The 26,089-nt window shown below is 71.0% G+C and carries 30 protein-coding genes; 21 read left to right on the top strand and 9 right to left on the bottom strand.

Annotated elements, in window-relative coordinates:
* Positions 1-57 precede the first annotated feature (57 nt).
* From AC068Z_RS15390 to AC068Z_RS15370, 5 genes are all read left to right on the top strand, one after another.
* Entirely contained in the window at positions 58-555 is a 498-nt protein-coding gene (locus AC068Z_RS15390; protein ID WP_478555263.1) for a hypothetical protein, read from the top strand.
* Between the two features lie 435 nt (positions 556-990).
* A complete protein-coding gene (locus tag AC068Z_RS15385; RefSeq protein WP_478555261.1) occupies positions 991-2,220 on the top strand; it encodes a hypothetical protein in 1,230 nt (409 codons plus the stop codon).
* A complete protein-coding gene (locus AC068Z_RS15380; protein ID WP_478555259.1) occupies positions 2,217-2,894 on the top strand; it encodes an ABC transporter ATP-binding protein in 678 nt (225 codons plus the stop codon). The genes AC068Z_RS15385 and AC068Z_RS15380 overlap by 4 nt, the downstream gene beginning before the upstream one ends.
* Positions 2,891-4,108, top strand: coding sequence for an ABC transporter permease (locus AC068Z_RS15375; RefSeq protein ID WP_478555257.1), 1,218 nt, complete (start codon positions 2,891-2,893; stop codon positions 4,106-4,108). The genes AC068Z_RS15380 and AC068Z_RS15375 overlap by 4 nt, the downstream gene beginning before the upstream one ends.
* Entirely contained in the window at positions 4,105-5,133 is a 1,029-nt protein-coding gene (locus AC068Z_RS15370) for a hypothetical protein (RefSeq protein ID WP_478555255.1), read from the top strand. The genes AC068Z_RS15375 and AC068Z_RS15370 overlap by 4 nt, the downstream gene beginning before the upstream one ends.
* Before the next feature lie 27 nt (positions 5,134-5,160).
* On the opposite strand, the gene AC068Z_RS15365 is transcribed toward AC068Z_RS15370, so the two are convergent.
* The 7 genes from AC068Z_RS15365 to AC068Z_RS15335 form a co-directional block, all read right to left on the bottom strand.
* A complete protein-coding gene (locus AC068Z_RS15365; protein WP_478555253.1) occupies positions 5,161-7,224 on the bottom strand; it encodes a pectinesterase family protein in 2,064 nt (687 codons plus the stop codon).
* Between the two features lie 76 nt (positions 7,225-7,300).
* Complete coding sequence (locus tag AC068Z_RS15360) at positions 7,301-8,740, bottom strand: HAMP domain-containing sensor histidine kinase (protein ID WP_478555251.1); 1,440 nt, start codon at positions 8,738-8,740, stop codon at positions 7,301-7,303.
* Positions 8,737-9,471: a response regulator transcription factor gene (locus AC068Z_RS15355; protein ID WP_478555249.1), complete on the bottom strand. Its 735-nt coding sequence runs from the start codon at positions 9,469-9,471 to the stop codon at positions 8,737-8,739. Before AC068Z_RS15355 ends, AC068Z_RS15360 begins: the two co-directional genes overlap by 4 nt.
* Positions 9,472-9,516: 45 nt before the next feature.
* Positions 9,517-9,723, bottom strand: a complete 207-nt coding sequence (locus AC068Z_RS15350) for a hypothetical protein (RefSeq protein WP_478555247.1) — start codon at positions 9,721-9,723, stop codon at positions 9,517-9,519.
* 10 nt (positions 9,724-9,733) lie between these two features.
* A complete protein-coding gene (locus tag AC068Z_RS15345) occupies positions 9,734-10,747 on the bottom strand; it encodes a S1C family serine protease (RefSeq protein ID WP_478555245.1) in 1,014 nt (337 codons plus the stop codon).
* A 97-nt stretch (positions 10,748-10,844) separates the two neighbouring features.
* The gene (locus AC068Z_RS15340; protein WP_478555243.1) at positions 10,845-11,867 is read right to left on the bottom strand and encodes a LacI family DNA-binding transcriptional regulator; all 1,023 of its coding nucleotides are present in this window, start codon (positions 11,865-11,867) and stop codon (positions 10,845-10,847) included.
* An 84-nt stretch (positions 11,868-11,951) separates the two neighbouring features.
* On the bottom strand, positions 11,952-12,731 hold the full coding sequence (locus AC068Z_RS15335; RefSeq protein WP_478555241.1) for a winged helix-turn-helix transcriptional regulator: 780 nt from the start codon (positions 12,729-12,731) through the stop codon (positions 11,952-11,954).
* A gap of 172 nt (positions 12,732-12,903) precedes the next feature.
* On the opposite strand from AC068Z_RS15335, the gene AC068Z_RS15330 reads away from it, so the two are divergent.
* The 8 genes from AC068Z_RS15330 (at position 12,904) to AC068Z_RS15295 (ending at position 18,199) form a co-directional block, all read left to right on the top strand.
* Entirely contained in the window at positions 12,904-13,815 is a 912-nt protein-coding gene (locus AC068Z_RS15330) for an alpha/beta hydrolase (RefSeq protein ID WP_478555239.1), read from the top strand.
* A 49-nt stretch (positions 13,816-13,864) separates the two neighbouring features.
* Positions 13,865-14,119, top strand: a complete 255-nt coding sequence (locus tag AC068Z_RS15325) for a MoaD/ThiS family protein (protein WP_478555237.1) — start codon at positions 13,865-13,867, stop codon at positions 14,117-14,119.
* 2 nt (positions 14,120-14,121) lie between these two features.
* Positions 14,122-15,393 (top strand): hypothetical protein, encoded by a 1,272-nt coding sequence (locus tag AC068Z_RS15320; protein ID WP_478555235.1) that lies wholly within the window; start codon positions 14,122-14,124, stop codon positions 15,391-15,393.
* A gap of 128 nt (positions 15,394-15,521) precedes the next feature.
* Entirely contained in the window at positions 15,522-16,250 is a 729-nt protein-coding gene (locus AC068Z_RS15315) for an LmeA family phospholipid-binding protein (RefSeq protein WP_478555233.1), read from the top strand.
* 198 nt (positions 16,251-16,448) lie between these two features.
* A complete protein-coding gene (locus AC068Z_RS15310; RefSeq protein WP_350751515.1) occupies positions 16,449-16,529 on the top strand; it encodes an Ms5788A family Cys-rich leader peptide in 81 nt (26 codons plus the stop codon).
* Between the two features lie 127 nt (positions 16,530-16,656).
* A complete protein-coding gene (locus AC068Z_RS15305) occupies positions 16,657-17,502 on the top strand; it encodes a sulfurtransferase (protein WP_478555231.1) in 846 nt (281 codons plus the stop codon).
* A gap of 33 nt (positions 17,503-17,535) precedes the next feature.
* The gene (locus AC068Z_RS15300) at positions 17,536-17,823 is read left to right on the top strand and encodes a DUF1416 domain-containing protein (RefSeq protein ID WP_004986406.1); all 288 of its coding nucleotides are present in this window, start codon (positions 17,536-17,538) and stop codon (positions 17,821-17,823) included.
* A 112-nt stretch (positions 17,824-17,935) separates the two neighbouring features.
* Entirely contained in the window at positions 17,936-18,199 is a 264-nt protein-coding gene (locus AC068Z_RS15295; RefSeq protein WP_478555229.1) for a DUF3099 domain-containing protein, read from the top strand.
* On the opposite strand, the gene AC068Z_RS15290 is transcribed toward AC068Z_RS15295, so the two are convergent.
* Positions 18,193-18,555: a DsrE family protein gene (locus AC068Z_RS15290; protein WP_478555227.1), complete on the bottom strand. Its 363-nt coding sequence runs from the start codon at positions 18,553-18,555 to the stop codon at positions 18,193-18,195. The two genes, AC068Z_RS15295 and AC068Z_RS15290, sit on opposite strands and share 7 nt — an antisense overlap.
* 127 nt (positions 18,556-18,682) lie before the next feature.
* Between AC068Z_RS15290 and AC068Z_RS15285 the strand changes: the two genes are divergently transcribed.
* From AC068Z_RS15285 to ygfZ, 6 genes are all read left to right on the top strand, one after another.
* Positions 18,683-19,450 (top strand): hypothetical protein, encoded by a 768-nt coding sequence (locus tag AC068Z_RS15285; RefSeq protein ID WP_478555225.1) that lies wholly within the window; start codon positions 18,683-18,685, stop codon positions 19,448-19,450.
* Positions 19,447-20,334, top strand: a complete 888-nt coding sequence (locus tag AC068Z_RS15280) for a hypothetical protein (RefSeq protein ID WP_478555223.1) — start codon at positions 19,447-19,449, stop codon at positions 20,332-20,334. The genes AC068Z_RS15285 and AC068Z_RS15280 overlap by 4 nt, the downstream gene beginning before the upstream one ends.
* Positions 20,331-21,176 (top strand): hypothetical protein, encoded by an 846-nt coding sequence (locus AC068Z_RS15275; RefSeq protein ID WP_478555221.1) that lies wholly within the window; start codon positions 20,331-20,333, stop codon positions 21,174-21,176. Before AC068Z_RS15280 ends, AC068Z_RS15275 begins: the two co-directional genes overlap by 4 nt.
* Positions 21,177-21,382: 206 nt before the next feature.
* Positions 21,383-21,958: a heme-binding beta-barrel domain-containing protein gene (locus AC068Z_RS15270; RefSeq protein ID WP_451718848.1), complete on the top strand. Its 576-nt coding sequence runs from the start codon at positions 21,383-21,385 to the stop codon at positions 21,956-21,958.
* 32 nt (positions 21,959-21,990) lie between these two features.
* Positions 21,991-22,443, top strand: a complete 453-nt coding sequence (locus AC068Z_RS15265; RefSeq protein WP_478555219.1) for a Fur family transcriptional regulator — start codon at positions 21,991-21,993, stop codon at positions 22,441-22,443.
* Between the two features lie 10 nt (positions 22,444-22,453).
* A complete protein-coding gene (gene ygfZ / locus AC068Z_RS15260; RefSeq protein ID WP_478555217.1) occupies positions 22,454-23,419 on the top strand; it encodes a CAF17-like 4Fe-4S cluster assembly/insertion protein YgfZ in 966 nt (321 codons plus the stop codon).
* Positions 23,420-23,443: 24 nt separating this feature from the next.
* Here the strand turns inward: ygfZ and dtd are convergent, their stop codons facing one another.
* Entirely contained in the window at positions 23,444-23,869 is a 426-nt protein-coding gene (dtd, locus tag AC068Z_RS15255) for a D-aminoacyl-tRNA deacylase (protein ID WP_451718854.1), read from the bottom strand.
* Positions 23,870-24,027: 158 nt separating this feature from the next.
* Between dtd and AC068Z_RS15250 the strand changes: the two genes are divergently transcribed.
* Both AC068Z_RS15250 and AC068Z_RS15245 read left to right on the top strand, forming a co-directional pair.
* Positions 24,028-24,615 carry an RsiG family protein gene (locus AC068Z_RS15250; RefSeq protein ID WP_478555214.1) on the top strand — a complete coding sequence of 196 codons (588 nt, stop codon included), beginning with the start codon at positions 24,028-24,030 and terminating at the stop codon, positions 24,613-24,615.
* Between the two features lie 171 nt (positions 24,616-24,786).
* A complete protein-coding gene (locus AC068Z_RS15245) occupies positions 24,787-26,031 on the top strand; it encodes a GNAT family N-acetyltransferase (RefSeq protein ID WP_478555212.1) in 1,245 nt (414 codons plus the stop codon).
* Positions 26,032-26,089 lie beyond the last annotated feature (58 nt).

The raw sequence follows: 26,089 nt of genomic DNA, 5'->3' as shown, positions 1-26,089 counted from the left end.
GGAACGTCTCCCGGTATTCATGAGGCCCGTCGTCCTGGACCTCAAGGGAGACGCTCCGTGAACAAGGAGCTGCGTACACGTTTGCTGCACGGGTCTGCCGCCGCGTTAGCCGCCGCGACTCTGGTGCTCTCCGCCACCCCCACCCACGCGACCTCCGCGGCCACCTCCGTCGGACTGCCCGGCGGCAACAGGATCGTGATCAACGCCTGGCACTGCGCGCTCTACGCGAACGCCTGTGACTGGAAGGCGTCGACGAAGATGTCCGGCACCAACCCCAGGCGCGCGAAGTGGATCCAGAACCGCGCCGAGCTGAAGGCTCACGGCGTCGGCGTCACCATCACGATCTCGAAGAACCCCGAGGCCACGCTGACCATGGTCAGCAAGTCCCTGGGCGTGGTGCGCTGGAAGAACACCCGCGCCAGCATCTCCGACACCTACGGTCAGATGCGCCCGAGCAAGTCGACTCTCTACGTGTCGACCCGCAGTTGTGGCTCGGCGCAGGTGACCGGCGCGATCAAGGTCAGCGAGAAGTGCGCTTACGCGGGCGCCTCCTGAGCCGTGCCGGGCTGGTCGTGGCCGTCGCGCTGCTCACGTCGTGCGCGTCGGGCACCGAGCAGGTGAGACCGCCGGGAGGGCCTGCGGCCGGGCAGTTCGAGCTGCTGGTCAGCGCGCAGAACGGCTACCACTACCCGCCCTTCCTGCGTGAGCAGCCCGCACCTCCCGAGGCCCAGTCCTATGCGTTGCGGACACTGTCCGAGCTGGGCCGAAGCCCCAGGACGCGCGCGTCCGCGGACCGGGTCGCGGCGCTGCGCCGGGATGCTCTGGCGGCGTCGCCGCTGTGGGGCCGTGACTGGCTGGTCCCCCTGCGGCGGGCCGGTGCCTCGGAAGCGCTCGGCCCGGGGGACGCACGGGCCGTGCGGAAGCTCAGGGCGAAGGGCGGCTGGTACGTCGACCCCGCGCTCGGCGACGACACGGTGGCGGCTCGGCTGGGTGCCACCTGGGCGGCGCTCGACGTACTCGAAGCCCTCGGGCGGCTGCGGGATCTGTCGGCCGCCGACCGGGGCCGGCACCGTCCGCTGGCTGCGCTCGCGCGCCTCGAAGGACCTGCCACTCGACCGGAGTGCCGCGCTGGCGAGTTCGCTGCGACTGCTCGACGAGCCGGTTCCCGCGGCCCTCACCTCGATCGCGGCTCCCGGCACCGGCGACTGGGCGGCTCTGACACCCAGCGGCCGAGCGGACCGGCTCAACGACACGTACCACTACGTCCTGGTCCAGGAGGCGGCCGGCCGACGGCCTGACGTGGACCGGCCGACCTGGGAGGCGGTGCTTCGGGAGCGCGCGGACACCCTGCCGTACGAACAGCTCTACTCGCTCACGCACGTGCTCAAGGCGGCCGGTGCGTCCGGCGCGGCGTTCGCACCCGTGGTGCGGCGGCTCGAGAAGGAGCGGCTCGACGACGGGACGGTGCGAGACCCCGCCGCCTACGTCGGCAACCCGGAGGCCTCCGTGTTCGTCGAGCGACTGCGGGCCGTCGCGGGCTGGCCCCGCAGAGACGCCCGCCTCCTCGCGGCCCTCGACCACGAGGAGAGGTCCGGCAACGCCGGCCAGGACGGAACCGAACGTCTCAGCCGGGCGGCCCTGCGCAGGCTCGCGGGTGGCGACACCGGCGAGGACGCCCGACTGCTCTGTTCCGACAGCGTGCTGCTGCCCGGGATCGTGACCCGGCACAACGCCACCCAGTGGCAGCGCACGGCCCTGAACTGCGCCGACGCCGGCGCGGACATCGGCAGCCCCGACGTCCGGCCGTGGGAACCGAGCACGCCGGACGCGACGGTGGCGGCGGCCACGGTGGTCGTGGGTCTGTCCGACATCGGACAACGGGCGCGCGGCCCCTTCCGGATCGGCGCCGCAGATCTGCGGCGGTGGGCTCTGCACCCCGAGCGCTTCGCCTCCCTCTACGACTACACCCTGGTCGTCAGGGCGTACGCGCTCCTCGGCGGAGCACTGGACGCGCCCCTGCGCGGCGCTCTCCGGGGCGGCGTCACCCCGTACCGGGGCTGTCCGGGCCTGCCCGATCTGTACCAGGTGGGCGCCGGAGACCCTGCCTGCGACCTCAAGACCACCTGGGGCGTGTGGACGTTGGACCGGCAACTGCGCGGGGCCATGGGCTGGGGCCCGGGAGAAACAGGAAACGAACACAGGACGGGAGCACGCCGGTGAGCGCGTTGCTGCGGGCGGAGGGCGTGGGCAAGGCCTACACCCTGCGCGGAAAGAGGGTCGACATCCTCCGCGATGTCGAACTCGCCGTGCCGGAAGGGCAGGTGTCGGCGCTCGTCGGCCGTTCGGGGTCGGGCAAGAGCACGCTGCTGCACATCCTGGGGCTGCTGACGCCGCCGGACGAGGGCCGAGTCTTCGTGGGGGACGCGGACACCTCGGGCCTCCGCGACTCCGCCCTCGCCGACCTGCGGCGATCCCGGCTGGGGTTCGTCTTCCAGGCGTACAACCTGCTGCCGCAGCACTCGGCCCTGCGCAATGTCGTGCTGCCGTACCTCGGCCGCAGGAGCGAAGGCGACGCACGCGCCCGGAGCCTTCTGGGCCGGGTCGGGCTCGCCGAGCGCGCCGACCACCTCCCCGGCGAACTGTCGGGAGGGGAGCAGCAGCGGGTCGCGCTGGCTCGCGCGCTGATCAACGACCCGCCGGTCGTGCTGGCCGACGAACCCACCGGCAACCTCGACACCCGCGGCGAGCGGATGCTTCTCGCACTCTTCCGAGAACTGGCGGACGAGGGGCGGGCGGTACTGCTGGTCACGCACAACCAGGCCGTGTCGGAGGCGGCGGACGTCGTGCACCGTCTCGACGCCGGCGCGCTGGTGACCGAGGGGAGCGCCGCATGAGTGTCTTCGCACTGGCGGTGGCCAACGTTCGCGCCCTGCGCCGCCGCCTGTACGGGCTCATGGCACTGGTCGCCGTGGCCGCGGCCGTCTGCCTCGGCGCCCTGGGCATCGCGGACCGGGCGCAGAGCGTCACGGACACCGGCGTCCGGGAGAGCGCGGCCAACCGCAGCATCACCGTCGACCGCCCCGAAGGGCGACCCGGCACCCCGCAGTTGACCGACCGTACGGCGGCCCGCCTGGCGAAGCTGCCGCACGTCGTGTCGGTGCAGCACCGGGCCCAGGTGTCGTTCGGCGTGGCGAGCGAGGCCGGCGCCACCGCCCTGCTGTACGCGACGACCTACCGTCCCGCAGTCCCTCCGCCCGTGACCAAGTCCGTGCGCAAGGAGCTCTTCCCCCTGAAAACAGGCGAGATCGTGGCACCGGCCGCCTCTCAAGGAGTGGACCTGAGCAGACTGGTGGGCACCGAGATCGAGGTGGAGACGATCCGGTACGTACGACCGGGGGAAGGCACCGGAGTCACCGGCAAGGCCCGCCTCGTCGGCGTCTACGACCCGTCCTGGCAAATCGACGGCCCGGACGCGGCGTACGCGGCCGACTCCACCGTGATCACGTGGGCGGCGCGGCGGTCGGGGCAGCCGGAGAGCGCTTATCTCGGCAGCATCGGTTACGACCAGCTGACCGTCGTCGCACGGACCGCGGCGGACGTACCGGTGGTGATGCGGGCCGTGCAGGAGCTGGGCTATCCGGCGGTCACGCTGCGCCAGCAGCTCGACGCGCTGCCCGCCGTGCTGGAGCTGGTCAAGGTGGCCGGGCAGGTGCTGCTGGGGGTGCTGGGAGTACTGGCGTTCGCGGGCGCGGTCACGGTGACGGGTGCGCTGTCGCGACGCCGGGCGCGAGAGATCGGCATTCTGAAGGCGGTCGGATTCCGGACGAGAACGGTGCTGGCCATGCTCCTGACGGAGATGGCACTGGCGGGTGCGGTCGCCGCGCTGATCGGCGCCGTCCTGGGCGCGGTACTCGGCGGGGCCGGTGCGGCGGTGCTGCGCCGCAGCGCGGACCTCGCGCCTTACGTCGAGGACCGGGTGCCGCTGCCGTCGTCGGGCACCTTCCTGCTGCTTGTGGGCCTGACGGTGTCGGTGGTGATGGCCGGGGCGCTGCTCCCCGCACGCAGGGCGGCGACCATGGCGCCGACCGACGCGATGAGGGACTGGTGAGCCGCACGATGGCTGGGACGACGCGTCCTCTGCGCCTACTGGCCGCGCTGAGCACGACGGCGGTGCTGGCGGCGTGCGCCGGCCCGGGCGGGGTGGAGCTGGGGCATGACTGGAACGGCGCGACGACGTTCGCCCTGGCAAGGGTCGACGGGCTGGTGACGGTCGTCGGGATCAACGCCCGTCGGGCGCGGGCGGAAAGTCTCGCGGTGGTTCCCCAACAGGCCGACGACTCGGCCGCGGTCAGTCCGAGCATCGTCGAACTCACCGATGGGCGATGGCTGGTGAGCGTCCCGAAAGACGACGGCGGGCCGGATCGTCGATACGTGGTCAACCGAGCGGATCACGCGCTGGACGGCATGGCGGGCGAGGGAGGGCTGCGTCGCGTCCTGCCGGGCCGGAGCCTGGTCGCGGAGGTGGCGGGGCTGCCGGACCGGGCGGACGCGAGCAGTGTGCTGGTCAAGGACCCGTCCGACTGGACCACACGCCGTGAGCTGAGCATCCCCGGCACCATCGGCCTGGCCGCCTCCGATCCGGGCACGGACACCCTGTGCCTGGCCACGGACACCGAGGTCGTCGTGGCGAACCTGGCGAACGGCGTGGCCAAAGCCGCTCCCACGCCCGGAGACCTGGAGGTGACGGAACTCGCCTGCCCGTCCGGCCGACCGGTGATCGTGGGATCGCCGACGTCCTCGGGCGGGACGGGAAGGCCGGACGTGACGCTCACCCGGACGGAAACCGCCACGGTGGTCTCGGTCGCAGCCGGCCGCCCGGACGCGGTGGTGGCGACGGACTCCTCGATCGTGATCGCGGCCGCCACGGAAGAGGACACCGAGCTGATCGAGATCGACGCCACCACCGGTGACGAACTCCACCGCGTACGGGTCGAGGGAGTGGGGGCGTCCCTCGCGCTCACGCCGACGGCTGCGGGCTGGCTGCTCTACACCGAGCGGACGGTGACACGAGTGGACCTACCGACAGGCCGCACCCAACAGTTCGCATTGCCGGGAACGCTGCTGGACGCCTGATCCGTCGGGGCACGACCTCCTTCTCCATCACTGGCCCGACGCGGGCGTCCAGTCGCCCAGCCAGTCCGTGATCTCCTGGTCCGCTGCCTGGGTGTCCGTGAGGTGTGGGCGGTCGCTGCTTGCCGGGCCCGCTCCCGGGCCGGTGTTCTTGTACTCGGCGAAGCGGTCGTTCTTCCAGGAGAAGCCGCCCATGTCGGACCAGGGGGTGGACTTGATCGCCGCGCTCAGGGTGGTGTTGCGGACCGTCGTCTGGGGGCGGAGGGTGGCGTCGCCGCCGGCGTGCCAGTTGCGGCCGAGGTAGAAGGTGCCGGCCGCCACGTCGCCATTCACCGCCGAGCGGTTGATCAGGATGCCCTTGCGGGCTGCCGCCGTGCTGGGGGCGGTCACATAGCCCGCCGACGTGCCGTTCCAGCGCTTCTTCAGGGTGATGACGGACTGGTCGATCACCGCCGTGGCGCGACCGAAGATGAAGTCCACGTTGCCCGTGATGTAGGAGTTCCTCACGTACACCCGGCCCAGCCTGTCCGCGGCCGCCGTGTCCAGCAGCAGTGTGTCCTGGTCGCCGTTGACGATGAGCGAGTCCAGGTAGACCTTGTCCGCGGCCGTCCGGAGGGCCACCGCCTGGTGGCCGCTCAGGCTCTGGTTCGCGGCCTCGTCGAAGTCGTTCTCGATCGTCAGGTTGCGGGCCTGGAAGTCGTCCGCCTCCACGGCCACCGTGGCGCTGCCCGACGTGCCGTACGTGCCCGAGCCGTCCGGCTTCGGCGTGCCCGACGCGTTGTTGAAGACGATCACCGTGTCCTTACGGCTGCCGCCCGTGCCCTGGATCGTGACGTGCGGCTTGTTCGCGGGCACCTTCACCGTCTCGCGGTACGTCCCCGGCTTCACGGCGATGACGATCCGGGAGGCGTTGTTCGCCGGTACGGCGTTCACGGCGGCCTGGACGGTGGAGTACTGTCCGCTGCCGTCCTTGGCGACGGTGAGCGTCGTGGCCACCGCGGCCAGGGTGCTCGTCGTCGTGCCGATGGAACTCCTCGGGCCCGCCCCCGACTTCAACAGCGCCGGCACGTCCGCCGTCCTGTCCAGCGTGTACGCGTAGTACGACTTCGGGTCGAAGGCCGTACCGCCGCTCTCGTTACGGCCGCTCGTGCCGACGAAGGTGTTCCCGCGCTGCACGACCGCCGCCGTGCTGTCCCTGGTCACCGGGTTGTTGAAGCCCTGGAAGTAGGAGTTCTCCAGGACCATCTTCGTCCTGCCGCGCGAGTAGTTGCCGTAGGAGGAGGTGATGGTGGTGCCGGACTGGTCCTCCAGGTAGTTGTTGTACAGGTGCGCGTGGGCCGCGTTGTCCGTGGACGGGTTGCGCTGCTCGGTCTCGCGGAACCAGTTGTGGTGGACCGTGATGTCGGTGACCACGTTCTCGGTCCAGCCGATGCCGAAGGTCTTGTTGTTGTTGCTCAGCTTGTTCCAGGACACCGTGATGTTCGTGCTGTCCTTGCGGACGTCGATGAGCCCGTCGGCCATGTGCCGCAGGTCGTTGTGGTCGATCCAGACGTGATGGGCGCCGTCCATCTGGATCGCGTCGAAGTCGTGGTCCTTGTCGTTCCAGGTGCCCTGGTACGAGTCCCGGATGGTCAGGTTCCGGATGATCACGTTGTGCACGCCGGTGCCGAGGAAGAACCCGCCGCCGACGATGTGCCCGGACGTGCCGGACCCGACGATGGTCTTGTCGGAGGCGACCTTGATCTCTTTCCCGACCGGGTCCATGTTGATCGTCGCGGCCACGACGATGACGTACGGCTCCGCGGCCGTCGCGTACTTCTCCAGCTCCGCGAGCGTCCTGACCGTCACGGTCCGGCCGTCCCGCCCGCCGTAAGTGCCGTTCTGTCCCAGGGCGTTGACGGAGGCGAAGCCGTCCGCCGTGGCGGTGGCCCAGGCGGGCGCGGTGGCCGCGGCGGCCTGCTCCTGCTCGCCCAGCCCGAACACCGAGCCGTACGCCAGCGTCCCGGCGGCGGTCAGCGCCAGCGGCACCCCGACGCCCAGTGCCTTCCGGCTTCTGCGGTGCTGGGCCCTGCTGCTCTGCTGCTGCTCACTCATGCGGCGATCCGTTCCATGCGGGGGATGGTCCGCCGAGTGGTCGCCGCCCCAGGGGAAAAGGTTGCCGCCTTTGCTTCTACGGCACCTCGGGAGGTGGAAGGGGCGCCCCCGGCAGCCGTACCGTCACCACCGTCCCTCCGCCTTCCGCGCGCGCAAGAGCGACCTCGCCGCCCGCCTGTTCCACCGTGCGGACCACGATGGAGAGGCCGAGGCCTGAGCCGGGGAGGGCGCGGGCGCTGGGTGAGCGCCAGAAGCGGTCGAAGACGTGGGGGAGTTCCTCGGCGGGGATGCCGGGGCCGTGGTCGCGGACGGTGAGGACGCCGTCGGTGAGGTGGACCTCGATCGTGCCGGCGTCGGGGCTGAACTTCACCGCGTTGTCGAGGATGTTGACCACCGCGCGCTCCAGGGCTGTCGGTTCCGCGCGGACGTACCAGGGCTGGAGGTCGGCGGTGATCGTCAGCTCGGGGCCGCGGAGGCGGGCGCGGCGGAGGGCGGATTCGACGGTGTCCTCCAGGGCCACCACCTGGACGCGCTCGCCTCGCTGGCCCTCCGAACGGGACAGTTCCTGCAAGTCGCCGATCAAGGAAGCCAGTTCCGTCATCTGCGCCTTCACCGAGGCCAGCAGTGCCTTGCGGTCCGCCTCGGGGATCGGGCGGCCCGTCTCCTCGCTTCGGGTGAGGAGTTCGATGTTGGTGCGCAGGGAGGTGAGGGGCGTACGCAGTTCGTGGCCCGCGTCCGCGATCAGCTGCTGCTGCAGCTCCCGGGAACTGGCCAGGGCGGACGTCATCGAGTTGAAGGAACGGGACAGGCGGGCGACCTCGTCCTCGGCCTCCTCCTCCACGGGGATGCGGACGCTCAGGTCCTCGGTACGGGCCACGTGTTCCACGGCCTCGGTGAGCTTGTCCACGGGACGCAGGCCGGCCCGGGCAACGGCGAGCCCTGCGGCTCCGGCGCCCACCACTCCGATTCCGGATACCAGGAGGAGGATGAGGGCCAGGTCGTTGAGCGTCTTCTGGGTGTTGTTCAGGGATACGGCGACGACGAGACCGACGTTGGGGCCCGTCTGCCCGCTTGCGGTCGTGGTGGCGCCCAGCGGTCGGGTCAGAACGCGTACGTCGGTGCCGTCGCCCGCGGTGCCGTTGCGGAAGTAGATCGTGCCGGTGTCCGCGTCCTTGATCCTGTCCTTGTCGGACTGAGTGACCTTCACCGCCGCCGGAGAGCCCTGAAGGATGCAGATGGTGCCGTTCTCCTGAACGACCTGGGAGTAGTTGTTCTGGAAGACGCCCGAGCCGTAGGGAGTGTCTGTGCAGTTGTTCAGAGCACCCTCAAGCTGTCCGGGCATCCTCATCGACGCCTTCTTGAGGTCGTCGTCGACCTGCTCGTACAGCTTCCCCTGCACAATGAACCAGCACGTCACCGAAACCGCCGCCACCGCGAACGCCACCGCCGCCGCCACCAGCAGCGCCAGCCGCGAGCGGATGGGCAAGGATCGGAACCGGCGGAACAGCTTGCTCACTCCGCGCCGCCCTGTCGCAACACGTACCCCACCCCGCGCACCGTGTGGACGAGCCGGGGCTCGCCGCCCGCTTCCGTCTTGCGGCGGAGGTACATCACGTACACGTCCAGCGAGTTCGACGACGGCTCGAAGTCGAAGCCCCAGACCGCCTTCAGGATCTGCTCACGGGTCAGCACCTGGCGCGGGTGCGCCATGAACATCTCCAGCAGGGTGAACTCCGTGCGGGTCAGCTCCACCGGCCGCCCGGCCCGCGTCACCTCCCGCGTCGCCAGGTCCATGCGGAGGTCGGCGAAGGTCAGCGCCTCGTCCTCCTCCACCGCTGCCGCCCCGGAACCCGCGTACGAGCTGCGCCGCAGCAGAGCGCGGACGCGGGCGAACAGCTCGTCCAGTTCGAACGGCTTCACCAGGTAGTCGTCGGCCCCGGCGTCCAGCCCGGTGACACGGTCGCCGACCGTGTCCCGGGCCGTCAGCATCAGGATCGGCGTCGTGTCGCCCGCCCCGCGGATGCGGCGCGCGGCGGTCAGGCCGTCCATGCGGGGCATCTGGATGTCCAGGACGACCAGGTCGGGGCGGTACGCCGTCGCCTTCTCCAGCGCGTCCGCGCCGTCCACGGCCACCTCCGTGTCGTACCCCTCGAAGGCGAGGCTGCGCTGCAGGGCTTCCCGCACCGCGGGCTCGTCGTCGACGATCAGGATGCGCTGGGGTTCACGGTCGACATCGGCGGGGCTCATGAGCTTCGGGTTCCTCGGGTGCGGAGGGGCGGTTCGTCAACGTCTTCAGCCTCGCACAGTGGCCTGTGCGCGGGCCGTCGTACGGCGGCGGGCGGTGCGGCGGGCCGGCGTACGGCCGGTGGCCAGCTCCGGGACCCGGGTGGCCGTCGGCGCGTGCAGCTCGTACGCCACCTCGAGGGCCGGCGCGACGTTCGCCGGGCCCGTGTCGGTCACCGAGCGGGAGGCCACCGAGCGGGAGATCCGCGTGATCATGACGTACCCCTCAGCTCTGCTCGCCCGCGCGCAGCTTGGCGAGGTCGGACTTGACGGTGTTGATCGGGATGGCGAAACCGAGGCCCACGCTTCCGGCGTCGGAGGAGGTCGAAGCGGACGAGTACATCGCGGAGTTGATGCCGATGATGTTGCCGTTCATGTCGATCAGCGCGCCGCCGGAGTTGCCGGGGTTCAGGGACGCGTCCGTCTGGATCGCCTTGTACGTCGTTGTGGACGACCCGGTGTCGCCGTTGAACTCCTGGCCCCCGAACTCGAACGGCCAGCCGCCCCCGCCGCCCTGCTGCTGTTGCTGCTGGCCCTCGCCGGTGGAGACGGTGACATCGCGGTCGAGCGCAGAGACGATGCCGCTGGTCACGGTGCCGGTCAGACCCTCGGGCGAGCCGATCGCCACGACCGTGTCGCCGACCTGCACGCCGTCGGAGTCGCCGAGGCTCGCCGTCTTCAGACCCGAGGCGTCGTCCAGCTTGATCAGCGCCAGGTCCTTGCTGCTGTCGGTGCCGACGACCTGCGCGGTGTACTCCTTGCCGTCGCTGGTCGACACCTTGATCGAGGAGGCGCCGGAGACGACGTGGTTGTTGGTGATGATCTCGCCGTCACTGGTGATGATCACGCCGGAGCCGGTGGACTCACCGGAGTTCGAGGTGGCGCTGATCTCCACGATGCTCGGGCTGACCGTCTCGGCGATGGCCGCGATGTCGCCCTTCTTGCTGGAGGGCAGGACGTTCGTGGTGGTGCTGGCGGCGACGGTGTCGCTGCCGGTCAGCTCCTGGACCGCGTACGCGGTACCGCCGCCCACGGCCGCGGCGACGATGGCGACGGCGGCGAGCAGGGCGACGGGACCCCGGGGGCGCTTCCTGCGAGGCGTCCCGGCCGACGGCACCTCGGCGGGCTGGTGCGCCGGCGGGGGCGGCCACTCCGGGTTCACGGGCGCGGAAGCGTGCTGCTGGTACGGGTTCGCGTACTGCTGCTCGTAATCGCCATCGCGGCGGAAGCTCTCGGTCATGTCCATGAGCTTGTCGCCCGACGATGAGAGCTCCCTGAGTGCTCCCTGAGAAGCCCGACAGAACCTCGTATGCCCGTTATAAAGACGCCTGAGGCGGCTAGTCGCAGCCGCAGGACCGGCGTACCACCAAGCGCGACGGGAACACCTTCAGGCGCTCGCGGCGCGACCCCGCCACCCGCAGGCCGTCGTCCAGGACCAGGTCCACCGCCGCCCGGGCCATCGCGGAGCGGTCGCTCGCGATCGTTGTCATCGGCGGGTCCGTCAGGGCCGCTTCCTTGATGTCGTCGAACCCGGCCACCGCCAGCTCGCCCGGCACCTCTATCCGCAGCTCCCGCGCCGCCCGCAGCACACCGATGGCCTGGTCGTCGGTGGAGCAGAAGATCGCCGGGGGGCGGGACGGGCCCGCGAGAAGCTCCAGCGCTATCTGGTACGCGTCATAGCGGTTGTACGGCGCCTCGAACAGCCGCCCCTCGGTGGGGAGCCCGGCCTCCTCCATCGCGCGCTTCCAGCCCTCGACGTGGTCGGAGACCGGGTCACCGACGGACGGCGTCTCCGCCGTACCGCCCATACAGGCGACGTAGTCGTAGCCGTGCTCCAGCAGATGGCGGACCGCGAGCTGCGCGCCGCCGAGGTCGTCCGTGACGACGGCGACGTCGTCGATGGCCTCGGGGCGTTCGTGGAGCAGCACCACCCGGGCGTCCCAGGCGTCGATCTCCGCGGCGGCCAGGTCGTTCAGCGCGTGGCTGACCAGGATGAGCCCGGAGACCCGCATCCCGAGGAAGGCGCGCAGATAGTGGACCTCGCGCTCGCCGACGTAGTCGGTGTTGCCGACGAGGACCATCTTCCCGCGCTCGGAGGCGGCCTGTTCGACCGCGTGCGCCATCTCCCCGAAGAAGGGCTGGCGCGCGTCCGGGATGATCAGGCCTATGAGATCCGTCCGGCGCGAGGCCATGGCCTGGGCGACCCGGTCCGGCCGGTACCCCAGCTCCTTGATCGCGGCGAGGACACGCTCGCGCGTGGCCGGGGCGACCGGCCGGGGTCCGTTGTTGATGACATAGCTGACGACGGCAGTGGAGGTCCCTGCCAGCCGCGCCACATCATCCCTAGTCACCTTGGCCACGCGCGGAGTCTACGCGGATGGACCGGCTCTGGGCAGGGCGTGCAGGAGCTTGCCTGTGCGCTGCCCGAGAGCCGTCCCGGCGCCCTAGGCGTCCGCCCTGACCTCGACACCGTCCAGGACGGCCGTCTCGTCCGCATCCTCCGCCTTTGGCCTGTCGGCCTTGGCCCGCGCCTCCTCGGAGGTGCGGTCGCCCTTCTCGGGCGTAACGAATCGATAACCCACGTTCCGGACGGTCCCGATCAGCGACTCGTGCTCGGGGCCGAGCTTGGCGCGCAGGCGTCGTACGTGCACGTCCACGGTCCGGGTGCCACCGAAGTAGTCGTAGCCCCAGACCTCCTGCAGCAGCTGCGCGCGCGTGAAGACGCGGCCCGGGTGCTGCGCGAGGTATTTCAGGAGCTCGAACTCCTTGAAGGTCAGATCGAGGACCCGCCCCTTGAGCTTGGCGGAGTAGGTCGCCTCGTCGACGGACAGGTCGCCGTTGCGGATCTCCATGGGGGAGTCGTCGTTGACGATCTGCTGCTTGCCCATGGCCAGGCGCAGCCGCGCCTCGACCTCGGCCGGGCCCGCGGTGTCGAGCAGGACGTCGTCGATGCCCCAGTCGGCGGTGACGGCGGCGAGACCGCCCTCGGTGACGACGAGGATGAGCGGGCAGCCGGGCCCGGTGGAGCGCAGCAGCTGGCACAGGCTGCGGACCTGCGGCAGATCGCGGCGGCCGTCGATCAGGATGACGTCGGCGCCGGGGGTGTCGACGAGCGCGGGGCCTTCGGCGGGAGCCACTCGCACGTTGTGCAGGAGCAGGCCGAGAGCCGGGAGCACCTCCGTCGACGGCTGGAGGGCGTTGGTCAGGAGCAGCAGAGAACTCATACGTCTGGTTCCTCCTCGGTCCCTGCGAGGACGTGGGCGGTACGGCACTGCTCTGCGCTCCCGAGGCGCCCCGTACACCCGCGGTTTCCCGCGTCGTATACAACGCTTCCGAAAGCACAAAAGGACCCGGGGGCTTCGCTGCCCGAGTCCTCTGCCCAGCAGAATAGCCCACATGAGGACTGGTCCGGCAGGTCATGTGGCGCGTTCGACGGCTGTTCCGAACTCTGAGACGAGCAGACGCACCCCTATACGGACGTATCTGCACACGGAAGACGGAGTGCCGATCGATTCCGTATACGAACCGGGTGCGCTCGTATACGACACCGGGACTCCATCCTCCGGTGACCTGGTGTTCGTGGTCGCGCACGGTTTCACGGGCGACGTGGACCGCCCGCACGTGCGCCGGGTGGCGACGGCGTTCGCGCAGTACGGGGCCGTGGTCACGTTCTCCTTCCGCGGGCACGGGCGCTCCGGCGGCCGCTCGACGGTGGGCGACCGGGAGGTGCTCGACCTGGCGGCGGCGGTGGCGTGGGCGCGCGAACTCGGGCACACGCGCGTGGCGACGATCGGCTTCTCCATGGGCGGCTCGGTGGTGCTGCGGCACGGCGCGCTGTACGGCGCCGAGGGCCTTTCCGGGCTATCCGGCCTTTCCGGGCTGTCCGAGCTCTCGGGGCGCGCGGGGCGCACCGAAGCGCGGTCGGACGCGGTGGTTTCGGTCAGTGCCCCCGCCCGCTGGTACTACCGCGGTACGGCCCCTATGCGACGGGTCCACTGGCTGGTAACCCGCCGCGAGGGCCGGCTGCTGACCCGCTACGGCCTGCGGACGCGCATCCACCACCGCGGGTGGGACCCGGTCCCGCTCTCCCCGGTGGAGTCGGTGCCGAGGATCGCGCCGACCCCGTTGCTGATCGTGCACGGCGACCGCGACGGCTACTTCCCGGTCGATCATCCCCGGATGCTGGCGGAGGCGGCCGGCGACCACGGCGAACTCTGGCTGGAGCCGGGCATGGGCCACGCGGAGCACGCGGCGGCGGACGAGTTGCTGGACCGGATCGGGCGCTGGGCGGTCGGCCGGGCGGGCTAGCCTGGCCCCTGTCGACAGCCGTCGGCAGCCGAAGGAACAGAGGAACGGGATGGCAAAGGTCACGGTGCGCTACTGGGCCGCCGCGAAGGCCGCGGCCGGGGTCGCCGAGGAGGCGTACGACGCGGCCACGCTCGCCGACGCGCTCGCCGCGGTGCGCGAGCGACACCCCGGGGAACTGGCGGTCGTCCTGCGGCGATGCTCCTTCCTCGTCGACGGTGACCCCGTGGGCACCCGCGAGCATGAGACGGTACGGCTGGCCGACGGCGGCACGGTCGAGGTGCTCCCGCCGTTCGCAGGAGGGTGACGATGACCGACCAGCCGTATCAGGGCGGGTACGACGGCCATGACGGCCACGACGGCTACGACCCGTACGGGCAGGGCCGACAGCAGCAGGCGCAGGGCTGGCAGGGTTACGAGGATCCGCAGGCCGGCGCCCAGCAGTACACGCAGCAGTGGCAGGGGCAGACCTGGGAGACGCAGGTCCAGGCACCGGTGTCGGCGGCGGAGACGGCGTATCTGCCGCAGCAGGGGTACGACCAGGACGGGTACGGGCAGCAGGGGCAGCAGGGGCAGCAGGGGCACCAGAGCCAGCAGGGCTACCAGGGCCACCACGGGTACGACCAGCACCAGCTCCAGCACCAGCAGCCGCCCCAGGGGCAGCAGGGGTACGAGCCGTACGCGGCCGAGCCCTACGCGCCGCCCGCCCCGGCCGTGCCGGAGTCGGCCGGCTGGACCCCGCCTCCGGTCCCCGCCCCCGAGGCGCCCTCGACGCCCGAGGCCCCCGACGCCACCGCCTACGGCCCCGCCACCCTCGGCGGCAACGCCCGCGTCACCGACGCGCAGCGGGCGCGTCTGGAAGGCCGTTCGCCGATCATCGAGCCCGGAATGCAGCCGGCGGCGCTGACGGCGCTCCTCGGGCTGCTGCTGTCGGGCGCGGCGGCGATCGGCGAGTACGCGCTCCTCGTCCCGCTGGTCCTCCTCCAGGCGGTCACCGCGGCCGGCTGGTTCCGGCTGAACGGCATGTGGCCCGCCCGCCAGGGCATCGCGCTGGCCTTCGCGGGCGCGCTGACGGCGGACGTGGCCCTGCTCGTGGCGGACCGGGCCCCCTCGGCGATCCTCGGCACGCTGGGCGTCTGGGTCCTGCTCTCCCTGGTCCTCCAGCTCCGCTCTCACGCGGACCCCGACGAGCGCATGTATGGCCTGATGGCGACGGTGGCCTCGGCGGCGCTGTCCATCGTGGCGGCCGGCCACCTCGCGGCGGAGGCCGACGCGGTGACCGTGGGAGCGGCGGCGGTGGCGGTGGGCGTACTGGCCCGTGCCCTTCCCCTCCCCACCCCCGCCTCGGTGATCGTCTCCCTCCTCGCCGCGGCGGGCGCGGGCATCGCGGTCGGGGCCATGACGGGTGTCGGCGCCGAGGGCGCCCTGCTGGGCGCGGCGGCGGGCGGCTGCGCCCTGATCGGCCACCGCGTGGCGAGCTACGACTACCCGTCGAAGTTCGTCCACTTCACCGCGGGAGTGGCGTTGCCCCTGGCGGCGGCGGCCCCGGCGGTCTATGTGCTGGGACGGACGCTGGGGTAGTCCGAGGGGCCGCCCGTCCCTGTCACAGGTGATCGACAATTCGGCGGCCCCCCTCACCGGCGGGGTTACCTTTGCCCGTGGGCGGCCACCCGGGTCGTCGGGACCGCCTAGGTGGGGGAACACCGGACATGCGCGCACTGCGGATCACTCTGATCGTCGTCATCATCCTCGGCGGCCTCTTCGTGCTCGCCGACCGCCTCGCCGTGGGCTTCGCCGAGGACGAGGCCGCCGAGAAGCTGAAGACCACGGAGAACCTCGCCGCGACGCCGGACGTGTCCATCAAGGGCTTCCCCTTCCTCACCCAGGTCGTCGGCGGCGAGCTGGACGACGTCGAGGTCGGCATAGAGGACTACGAGGCCACGACGGGCACCGACGGCGAGACCATCCGCATCGACGGTCTCAAGGCCCACATGAAGGGCGTCCAGTTCTCCGGCGACTACAGCTCCGCGACCGCGGCCAGCGCGAACGGCACCGCGAGCATCTCCTACGACGAGTTGCTCAAGGCCGCCAAGTCCGAACCGCGGGAGATCCTCCCCGGGGTGACCGCCGAGGTCGTCGGCCTCTCCGACGGCGGCAACGGCAAGATCAAGGTGGACATCGAGGTCGAGGCCGCGGGCATCACGCAGACCTACCCCGTGATCAGCACGGTCACCGCCGAGGGCGACACCGTGCAGGTGCACGCCGACAACCTGCCCAACCTGGTCGTCGAGGTGGCGGAGGGCGAGGTCCGCTCGATCACCGACTTCGAGCAGCGGATCGACGGCCTGCCCGGCGGTATCCAGCTGGACAAGGTCGAGGCGGCGAAGGACGGCGTGGAGATCACGGTGAAGGGTTCGAACGTCCGGCTCGCGGGGTAATACGGCCGTTGGTGAACCCCCGGTGTCCACAACGCGAGACGCCGCCGTCCGTACCGTAGCCGTGACGACGGACACACCCACCCGGAAGCCGTGCGGGACGGGCTTCGGAGCCCCACTCATCCCGCATTCCGGACGATCGTGTCTCAATATACGACACACCGGTGACACGCGCGCCTGTCCCTCCCTACGATCGCAACCATGAAGCGACAGGCGGATCTCACGAAGCGGCGGGCAGTAGACCTGTGCCGCGTCGCCGCCATGCTCTGTCGCCCCTTCTGAGCGAAGAGCACCGACTCCTCGCATTCCCCGCCGCCCTGCCCTGGGCATCCGTGCGCCGCCGCACCCGGACCGAGCGCACCCCTCTCACTCGCACGCCCCGCCGCAACTGCCCCGGAGGAGAAGAAGCATGAGCCGCAGCGACGTCCTGGTCGACGCCGACTGGCTCCAGGAGCACCTGGACGACAGCAACATCGCGATCGTGGAGGTGGACGAGGACACGTCCGCCTACGAGAAGAACCACATCAAGAACGCGATCCGCATCGACTGGACCAAGGACCTGCAGGACCCGGTCCGCCGCGACTTCATCGACCAGGAGGGCTTCGAGAAGCTCCTGTCGAAGAAGGGCATCGCCAACGACACGCTGGTGATCCTCTACGGCGGCAACAACAACTGGTTCGCGTCCTACGCCTACTGGTACTTCAAGCTGTACGGCCACGAGAACGTCAAGCTCCTCGACGGCGGCCGCAAGAAGTGGGAGCTGGACGCCCGCGAGCTGGTCGGCGGCGACGAGGTGCCCGATCGCGCGGCGACCGAGTACAAGGCCAAGGCCCAGGACACCTCCATCCGCGCCTTCCGCGACGACGTGGTGGCGGCCATCGGTTCGAAGAACCTGGTCGACGTCCGTTCCCCCGACGAGTTCTCCGGCAAGCTGCTCGCCCCGGCCCACCTGCCGCAGGAGCAGTCGCAGCGTCCGGGCCACGTCCCGAGCGCCCGCAACATCCCGTGGTCGAAGAACGCCAACGACGACGGCACCTTCAAGTCGGACGACGAGCTCAAGGAGCTCTACGCCGAGGAGCAGGTGGACCTGGCCAAGGACACCATCGCCTACTGCCGCATCGGTGAGCGCTCCGCGCTGACCTGGTTCGTGCTGCACGAGCTGCTCGGCGTGGAGAACGTCAAGAACTACGACGGTTCCTGGACCGAGTACGGCTCCCTCGTCGGCGTGCCGATCGAGCTCGGCGCCAACAAGTAAGCCCCGACCTCCCCAACCCCTCAGGAGATTCACATGTGCGGAGCGAAGGCCGGTGGCCCCGACGCCTCGACGATCAAGCCCGGTGAGACCACGATCCAGGGCCAGGTGACCCGCGACGGCGAGCCGGTGACGGGCTACGTCCGTCTGCTGGACTCGACCGGCGAGTTCACCGCGGAGGTCCCGACCTCCGCCACGGGTCAGTTCCGGTTCTACGCGGCCGAGGGCACGTGGACCGTGCGCGCGCTGGTTCCCGGCGGCACCGCCGACCGTACCGTCGTCGCCCAGCAGGGCGGCCTGGCGGAGGTCGCCATCGCGGTCTGATCCACCGCATCGAACGGCCGAAGGGCCGCACCCACGGGTTGGACGCCAGGGTGCGGCCCTTCCGGCTGTCCGGCCCCGGGCCCTAAGCCTGCCGCGGACCTACTCTGGACGTATGTACGCACGGCGACGCCACACGTACTTCGCGCTGATGGGGACGTGCCTGACGCTCTTCGTCCTGGCGTGGGGCGTGGTGCGCCTGTGGTCGGTCCCGGTCGCGGTCGGCATGTGCCTCGTGGCGATGGTCATCCCGCCGCTTGCCGCGATGATCGCCAACCGCCGCGGCCCCGACGACCGCTGGTGGGACGACCCCTCCGGCGACCCCAAGTCGGACGAGTGGTGGGACGAACTGGACGGCAAGAAGCGCCCGCGTCAGTAGACGAGCGCCTGCGTCTCGTCCCCTAGCGCCTCCTGTACGAAGACCTGCGCGCCGGCGATGCGTACGCCCTCGATGACGTCCTTCTCCGTGATGTCCCGGCGGGCCGCGCACTGGGTGCACAGGGTCAGCTTTCCGCCCGCGAGGACCGAGTCGATCAGGTCGGGGAGCGGGGCCGCGTGCGGGAGTTCGAACTCGGCGGCCCGGCCCGGGAGGGCGAACCACGCGGACTCCCCGGTCAGCCACACCGAGACCTCGACGCCACTGGCCACGGCCACCGCCGCCACCGTGAACGCCTGCGAGCACCGCTCAGGGGCGTCCGCCCCGGCCGTCACCTTGATCACGAGCTTCTTCGCCATGGCCGAATCGTAATCAACACCCTTACAACCCAGGGCTTTGGCCATGGGTCTCCTGTGAGGCGCGCATACGGAATGGGCGCTTCATGTTCTGTGGGGGGACGTGTTGGAAACTCCAGAAGTACCCGAAGTGTCAGAGGCGGCTGACCCCCGGCCACGCGCCCGCCGCCGCGGGCGTACCGCCCTGCTCATCGGTGGCGCCGCCGTGCTCGGCCTCGTGGCCGGCACCTGCGCCGGCTATCTCGTCCAGGCCGACCGCGAGCCGACGAAGCTGCCCTCGCTGTCGCAGCCGGAGCTGAAGCGGTCCGAGGGCAAGGCGCCCGAGCCGCTGTCCGCCGCGCGCGACCGCCAGGTCAGGACCGAGGGCGATCTGCGCAAGCTGCTGCTGAAGAAGCCGGCCGGGGCGCGGGAGACCGAGTGGTTCACGGGCTACGACGGCTGGATGGAACTGGCCGACTACGCCGACACCTTCGAGAAGCCGGGATCGGCCTTCGCCGACCTGGCCACCGACTTCCGCCGCGCGGCCGTCACCAGCTGGCGGACCGACGCGTACACCGTCGAGATCCGGCTGATCCAGTACCGGCAGGAGGAGTCGACGGCCGCCGCGGACGCCGTCGAGCAGGCCCAGTTCTGGGCGACCTTCGACGGCGACAGCTGGGACAGCCCTTGGTCCGAAGGCGACAGGAACACCAAGAGCTGGACCGTCCCCGGCACCGAGGACGGCATGGCCTACGTCCACACCGTCCCGGAGACCGAACCGGGTTATGAGCCGCTGTACCACGCGGAGGCGCACGCCTGGCGCGGGGACATCGCGGTCGAGATCTGGGTCAGCGGCAGTGACCAGATCAGCAAGAAGACGGTCCTGGGGCTGGCCGAGCGGCAGATGGAGCGGCTGTGAGCGAGATCGAGAAGCCTGGCGGGGCCATGAACCCCGGCGCGGTCGAGAGTTCGCCGGGGGCGGAGAGCCGGATCGAGGTCGAGGGTTCGGCGGTGGCCGAGCACCCGGCTGCGGCCGAGACCCCCGACGTGCCGGGCGCCCCCGGCAAGAAGACCCTGCGCCTCGGTCGTATCGCCGCCGTCGCCGGAGCCGTGCTGCTGGCCGGGGCCGTCGTCGTCGGGGTCGGGTACACCGTGGTGACCGTGCGGGACGCCGATCGGGACGCGGGCGCGCCCCGGTGGAAGTTCCCGGCGGGCGAGTCCGCCGAGGAGACAGAGGCGGCGGCCCCCTCCGGGCTCGCCGGGCAGCTCGTGCCGTACGGCACCTACGGCTGGACCCGGGGCCCCGACTTCGGCGAGCTCGGCTCCGACGTCTCGCTCACCGGCGCCCAGGCCACCGCCCTGCGCAAGGAGTCGCTGCGCGAGCTGCCGCGCACCCAGCGCCGCGAGGTGGAGAAGCACATCGACAAGGCGGAACTCACCGGCCTCGCGATGCGCAGCTTCGTGAACACGGAGGCCGGCAACGCCGTCACCGTCGGCGTCGTGCTGTCGCAGATGGAGAACCGGACGACCGTCCGGAACCTGTCCACGCTCCAGAACGAGCTCTTCGACTCCCTGGACGTCTTCCGCGACGGCCCCAAGATCAAGGGCTACAAGAACGCCCGCTGCTTCCTGTCGCCGAAGGACGAGGACACGGACCTGGACTACCTGTCCTGCTCCGCGCACCAGGGCGACGTCCTGGTCACCGTCACCGCGGACGGAGTCGGTCCGCTCGAAACCGAAGAGGTCGCGACGCTGTTCCGCGTCCAGCTCGACCGCATCGCCGAGCCGGGAGAGGCCGTATGACGACCATCGACGAACAACTGCCGCCGGCGGAAGTCGTGGAGGTCACGGACGTCGAGGAGACGCCCGCCGCCCCCGTGAAGGACCGCCGGGTCCTGCGGGCCGTACTGCGCTGGACCGCCGCCGTCACCGTCTTCGCGGCCGTCGGCGCGGCCTCGGCGTACGGCGTCACGCGGCTGGAGCGGACCGACGTACCGGGGCTCGCGACCGCCTCGGACGGGCGGTGGGACTACCCGACGCTCACCCGGCCGCCGCTGCCCTCCGGCAGCCCGGGCCCGTTCGCCGAGGACAACCCGGCCGGCACCCACCACGCGGACCTGCGCGCCCTGGTCCTGCCCGCGCCCGAGGGCGCCACCGAGGACAAGGCGCTGCGCGGCGACGACGGCTGGCTGGCGACGAAGGACTTCCTGGCGCAGTTCCCCGAGAAGACCCACCGCGAGGAGCTGGGCCAGAAGCTCGTCGACTCCGGCCTGCGGCACATCGCCGCCCGCGGCTGGACCACCGACGACGGCACCAGCACCCGGGTCTACCTGCTGCGCTTCGGCACCGCGGAGGTCGTGGACGAGCTCACCTCCGTCGACCTGACCCCGTACGGGGGACCGTCCTACCGCGTCCGCGGCGACAGCGTCTCCGAGTTCGACCTGGGCTTCGCGGAGATCAAGGCGGTCCCGGAGACCACGCGGTACGCCTACGCGGAGGCCAAGCCGTACGGCGCCCAGCAGGTGCGGCAGGCGTACGTGACCGCGGGTGACGTGCTCGCGGTCGTCTTCCAGTCCCGCAAGGGCAAGGCGCTCACCGTCCCCTTCCGGCAGACCGTCACGCTGCAGAGCCAGCTGCTCGGCTGACCTCGTCAAGTGGGCCGGGCCCCGGCCGCGTAAGCTGGGGCCCGGCCCTGTGCCATCGCCCGTACGCTCACCAAGGAGCAACCCGTGATCCTCTTCTTCGAGATTCTGCTGGTCCTGGTCGCGGTAGGTGTCCTCGCCTTCGCCGGCCTGACCGTGAAGAAGCTGTACCAGGGCCAGCGCTGACCCACGTCTAGGAACTGCCTCTCATGATCGAGATCCCGTCCGACCTCCACAAGGACCTCGTCCCGCTCGCCTTCCTGCTCGGCAACTGGGCGGGCGCGGGCGTGCACGACTTCCCCGGCTCCGAGAAGTGCAACTTCGGCCAGGAGGTCAGCTTCACCCACGACGGCCGGGACTTCCTGGAGTACCAGTCCCACACCTGGGTGCTGGACAACGACGGAAACAAGGTCCGGCCGCTGGAGTCCGAGCACGGCTTCTGGCGCATCGACGCCGACCGCAAGGTCGAGGTGACGATGGTCCGCGACGACGGTGTCGTGGAGATCTGGTACGGCGAGATGGCCGCCAAGAAGCCGCAGATCGACCTGGTCACCGACGCCGTGGCCCGTACGGCCGCCTCCGGCCCCTACACCGGCGGCAAGCGCCTGTACGGCTACGTCAAGAGCGACCTCATGTGGGTCGGCGAGAAGCAGACCCCCGAGGTCGAGCTGCGCCCCTACATGTCCGCGCACCTGAAGAAGGTCGTCACCCCGGAGGACGTCGAGCGCTGGGCCAAGGCCCTGCCCGACGATATGCCGGACGACGGGATCGCCTTCTTCAAGTAGGTCTTCCTACGAGTAGGCCTAGACTCGTCGGTGTGGTGAGCACCGACTGGAAGAGCGACCTCAGGCAGCGCGGCTACCGGCTGACGCCGCAGCGGCAACTCGTGCTCGAAGCCGTGGACACCCTTGAGCACGCGACCCCCGACGACATCCTCGTGGAAGTGAGGAAGACGGCGTCGGGGGTCAACATTTCGACGGTGTACCGGACCCTGGAGCTCCTGGAGGAGCTCGGTCTGGTGAGCCACGCCCATCTGGGGCACGGCGCTCCGACGTACCACCTCGCCGACCGGCACCACCACATCCATCTGGTCTGCCGCGACTGCACGAACGTGATCGAGGCGGATGTGTCGGTGGCCACCGAGTTCATCGCCAAACTGCGCGACACCTTCGGCTTCGAGACCGATATGAAGCACTTCGCGATCTTCGGCCGGTGCAAGGACTGCGCACAGGACGGCGGCTCGCTGAAGAATTCAACTACCGAGTCGTAGGCTTGCGTCCATGAAGAGCCCTCTGCTGACCCTGCCCGGCGCCGTCCCCGCCGAAGGTGTGGACGAAGGCGTCGCCGCCCACTACGGCGATCTGTTCCGCGAGCAGCGCGCGCTCGCCGACGGCGCCGGTTTCGTCGACCTCTCGCATCGCGGGGTCGTCACCGTGACCGGCCAGGACCGGCTGAGCTGGCTGCATCTGCTGCTCACCCAGCACGTCAGCGAGCTGCCCGTGGGCGAGGCCACGGAGGCGCTGGTCCTCTCCGCGCACGGCCACATCGAGCACGCGCTGTATCTCGTCGACGACGGCGCCACGGTCTGGGCCCATGTCGAGCCCGGCACCCAGGAGGCGCTGATCGCGTACCTGGAGTCGATGAAGTTCTTCTACCGGGTCGAGGTCGCGGACCGGACCGCCGACTACGCCGTCGTCCACCTGCCCGCCGGGTCCATCGCGGAGGTCCCGGACGGGGCCGTCGTACGCGAGACGGCGTACGGCCGTGATCTCTTCCTCCCGCGTGCGGAGCTGGAGGCGTACGCCGAGAAGGCCGGCCCGGCCGCCGGGCTGCTCGCCTACGAGGCGCTGCGCGTCGAGCACCACCGGCCGCGGCTCGGTTTCGAGACCGACCACCGGACCATCCCGCACGAGCTGGGCTGGATCGGTACGGCCGTGCATCTGCAGAAGGGCTGCTACCGGGGCCAGGAGACGGTGGCCCGCGTCCAGAACCTCGGCAAGCCGCCGCGGCGGCTGGTCTTCCTCCACCTCGACGGCAGCGAGGTCCACCTCCCCGTCGCCGGCACGGAGCTGCGGCTCGCGGAGGAGGGGCCCGACGGCCGGAAGATCGGGTTCATCACGACGTCGGTACGCCACCACGAGCTGGGGCCGGTGGCCCTGGCCCTGGTGAAGCGGAACGTGCCGACGGACGCGCCGCTGGTGGCGGGGGAGACGGCGGCGGCCCAGGAAGTCGTCGTAGAGCCGTAGAGGTCGCCGTAGGGCCAGGGAGCCCTACATTTCGAGCAGCACGGTGAACGGGCCGTCGTTCGTGAGCGAGACGCGCATCTTGGCTCCGAAGCGGCCCGTCGCCACGGTCGCGCCGAGGGCACGCAGCTGGGCGACGACCTCCTCGACCAGCGGCTCGGCGACATCGCCGGGGGCGGCCGCGTTCCAGGTGGGGCGGCGGCCCTTGCGGGCGTCGCCGTAGAGCGTGAACTGGCTGATGACGAGGAGCGGGGCGTCGATGTCGCTGCACGACCTCTCGTCCTCCAGCATGCGGATCGACCAGAGCTTGCGGGCGAGTTGGGCCGCCTTCTCCTTCGTGTCCTCATGGGTCACGCCGACCAGGACGCACAGCCCTTCGCCGACGATCTCTCCGACGGTCTCGCCGTCCACGACGACGCTCGCGCCGTCCACTCTCTGCACCACTGCACGCATGAGCCCATGATGCCGTGCGGCCGGAAGTGCTGTGCGAGGGGCTATTTTTTGCTCCTTAACCCCCCATCTGGGGCCGATCGGGGGCACTCGGTCACATAGCGGCCACTTGGGGTGGCACGATGCTTTCCACACGCCGGTCGAGGGGACGGTAGAGGCACATGAGCACACCGAGTACCGGGCAGCCGCCTGGGGCTGTCTCGTTGACCCGCCCGGGCGGGCTGAGTCAGCTCCGGCCGCCCGCACAACGGCTGCCGGTCGAACCGCCTGAGCACGCTCTGACGGTGCTGAGCCTGCCGGAGCTGCGGACGCTGCGGCGGGACGCGCAGCGCGACGAGGCGGACCTGAGCTATGTGCGGCGGCTGCTGCAGGGGCGGATCGACATCCTGCGGGCGGAGTTGGCCCGGCGGTCGCCGGTCGGGGCGGCGTCGGTGGTGGAGCGGCTGCCGGAGATCCTGCGGGACGCTCCGGCGCGGCACCGTTCCTCGGCCCGGCACGTCACGCTGGGGACGCCGCACAGCGAGGAGTACCGGCTGCTGGCGGCGGAGATGCTGGCGGAGGTGGAGCTGTCGGACCTGGGCGCGCGGACGGACGGTGAACTGACCGAGGCGATGGCCCGCCTGGTCCGCTACGAGCAGCAGGTCTCCCTGCGCCGTCAGCGCCTGCAGCACACGACCGACGACTGCAGCGCGGAGATCGCCCGCCGGTACCGGGAGGGCGAGGCCCAGGTGGACGACTTGCTGGTGTGACGCTGGTGGCAGGCGCGGGGCCGGTCAATTCCGCCTCTCCGGCGTTCGGAGCGGGGGTCCAGGGGGCAGAGCCCCCTGGAGGACGGGACGAGGACGGGCAGGGGCGGCGGGGGCGGCGGGGGCGAGGAAATCCCCGCGACACCCCCGACGGCCCGCGCCTACCGTGAGTTCATGACCCGTGCCGCTGACATCGACGTCCGACCGATCACCGAGGCCGAGCAGCCGGACTGGCATCGCGCCGTGAACACCGGGTTCCTGCGGGAGCCCACGCTCAGCGAGGAGCAACTGGCCGCACGGGAGCCCTGGTTCGTCCCCGGCCGCGTGCTCGGCGCCTTCGACGGCGGCCGTTGCGTCGCCACCTTCCGCTCCTTCGACCAGCGGCTCACCACCGTCGGCGGCGCCGACGTCCCCGCCGACGCGATCACCAACGTCACCGTCTCCCCGACCCACCGCCGCCGAGGCCTCCTCAGCCGCATGATGGAGCGCGACCTGACCGCCGCCAAGGAGCGCGGAGCCGTCGTCGCGACCCTCATCGCCGCCGAGTACCCGATCTACGGCCGCTACGGCTTCGGCCCCGCCACCACCATGGCCGAGTGGACGATCGACGTGCCCCGCACCGGCCTCGACCCGCGCTGGTCCGGCCCCGAGGACGGCGGCCGGATCGACCTCGTCGACGCCCCGGACGTCCGCAAGCTCGGCCCCGAACTGCACGAGCGGCTGCGCCGCAGCCAGCCCGGGGCGGTGAGCCGCGACGACGTGTGGTGGCAGCTCACCACCGGCGCCGTCCTGTTCTTCCACAGCTTCACCGAGCCCCACTACGCCGTGTACCGCTCGCGGACCGGCGAGGTCGAGGGCATGGTCGCGTACACCGCGGACGACCACTGGGGCGACGGCAAGCAGCCGCTCAACACGGCGAAGGTGAAGTGGCTGATCGGCGTCACCCCGGCCGCCGAGCGCGCCCTGTGGCGCTATCTGTGCTCGATCGACTGGATCACCACGGTCAGGACCGGCTGGCGGGCCCCCGACGATCTGCTGCCGCACTTCCTGCCCGATCCGCGCGCCGCCCGTCTCACCACCCAGGCCGACTGGCTGTGGGTGCGGATCCTCGATGTCGTACGGGCCCTGGAGGCGCGTACCTACGCGGGCGCGGGGACGCTGGTGCTCGACGTCGTGGACGGCGGCGGCCGGTACCGGGTGGAGGCGGACGCCACCGGCGCCGGGGCCTGTACGCCCACCGGCGACCGCGCCGACCTCGCGCTCAGCCTCTCCGACCTCGCCACGCTCTGGCTCGGCGACGAGTCCGCCGTACGGCTCGCCGCGCTCGGCCGGGTGCGGGAAGAACGAGCGGGCGCCGCCCGGGTGGCCGACGCCCTGCTGCGTACGTCCAGGCGGCCTTGGTGCCCGGACCTGTTCTGAGCCCCTTCCCCCCGACGACAGGCCTTGTCCTCCGTACTCATCCGTAGCGTGCTCTTCA

Source organism: Streptomyces sp. NPDC043726, assembly GCF_056436565.1.
This window is presented reverse-complemented; position numbering and strand designations above follow the sequence as displayed.

What these genes read in the sequence shown, in the direction of transcription:
- AC068Z_RS15375 (WP_478555257.1), top strand. Translation starts at nt 2,891, where the DNA reads ATGAGTGTCTTCGCACTGGCGGTGGCCAACGTTCGCGCCCTGCGCCGC.
- AC068Z_RS15365 (WP_478555253.1), bottom strand. Translation starts at nt 7,224, where the DNA reads ATGAGTGAGCAGCAGCAGAGCAGCAGGGCCCAGCACCGCAGAAGCCGG.
- AC068Z_RS15355 (WP_478555249.1), bottom strand. Translation starts at nt 9,471, where the DNA reads ATGAGCCCCGCCGATGTCGACCGTGAACCCCAGCGCATCCTGATCGTC.
- AC068Z_RS15350 (WP_478555247.1), bottom strand. Translation starts at nt 9,723, where the DNA reads ATGATCACGCGGATCTCCCGCTCGGTGGCCTCCCGCTCGGTGACCGAC.
- AC068Z_RS15345 (WP_478555245.1), bottom strand. Translation starts at nt 10,747, where the DNA reads ATGACCGAGAGCTTCCGCCGCGATGGCGATTACGAGCAGCAGTACGCG.
- AC068Z_RS15335 (WP_478555241.1), bottom strand. Translation starts at nt 12,731, where the DNA reads ATGAGTTCTCTGCTGCTCCTGACCAACGCCCTCCAGCCGTCGACGGAG.
- AC068Z_RS15330 (WP_478555239.1), top strand. Translation starts at nt 12,904, where the DNA reads ATGAGGACTGGTCCGGCAGGTCATGTGGCGCGTTCGACGGCTGTTCCG.
- AC068Z_RS15325 (WP_478555237.1), top strand. Translation starts at nt 13,865, where the DNA reads ATGGCAAAGGTCACGGTGCGCTACTGGGCCGCCGCGAAGGCCGCGGCC.
- AC068Z_RS15320 (WP_478555235.1), top strand. Translation starts at nt 14,122, where the DNA reads ATGACCGACCAGCCGTATCAGGGCGGGTACGACGGCCATGACGGCCAC.
- AC068Z_RS15315 (WP_478555233.1), top strand. Translation starts at nt 15,522, where the DNA reads ATGCGCGCACTGCGGATCACTCTGATCGTCGTCATCATCCTCGGCGGC.
- AC068Z_RS15310 (WP_350751515.1), top strand. Translation starts at nt 16,449, where the DNA reads ATGAAGCGACAGGCGGATCTCACGAAGCGGCGGGCAGTAGACCTGTGC.
- AC068Z_RS15305 (WP_478555231.1), top strand. Translation starts at nt 16,657, where the DNA reads ATGAGCCGCAGCGACGTCCTGGTCGACGCCGACTGGCTCCAGGAGCAC.
- AC068Z_RS15300 (WP_004986406.1), top strand. Translation starts at nt 17,536, where the DNA reads ATGTGCGGAGCGAAGGCCGGTGGCCCCGACGCCTCGACGATCAAGCCC.
- AC068Z_RS15295 (WP_478555229.1), top strand. Translation starts at nt 17,936, where the DNA reads ATGTACGCACGGCGACGCCACACGTACTTCGCGCTGATGGGGACGTGC.
- AC068Z_RS15290 (WP_478555227.1), bottom strand. Translation starts at nt 18,555, where the DNA reads ATGGCGAAGAAGCTCGTGATCAAGGTGACGGCCGGGGCGGACGCCCCT.
- AC068Z_RS15275 (WP_478555221.1), top strand. Translation starts at nt 20,331, where the DNA reads ATGACGACCATCGACGAACAACTGCCGCCGGCGGAAGTCGTGGAGGTC.
- AC068Z_RS15270 (WP_451718848.1), top strand. Translation starts at nt 21,383, where the DNA reads ATGATCGAGATCCCGTCCGACCTCCACAAGGACCTCGTCCCGCTCGCC.
- ygfZ (WP_478555217.1), top strand. Translation starts at nt 22,454, where the DNA reads ATGAAGAGCCCTCTGCTGACCCTGCCCGGCGCCGTCCCCGCCGAAGGT.
- dtd (WP_451718854.1), bottom strand. Translation starts at nt 23,869, where the DNA reads ATGCGTGCAGTGGTGCAGAGAGTGGACGGCGCGAGCGTCGTCGTGGAC.
- AC068Z_RS15250 (WP_478555214.1), top strand. Translation starts at nt 24,028, where the DNA reads ATGAGCACACCGAGTACCGGGCAGCCGCCTGGGGCTGTCTCGTTGACC.
- AC068Z_RS15245 (WP_478555212.1), top strand. Translation starts at nt 24,787, where the DNA reads ATGACCCGTGCCGCTGACATCGACGTCCGACCGATCACCGAGGCCGAG.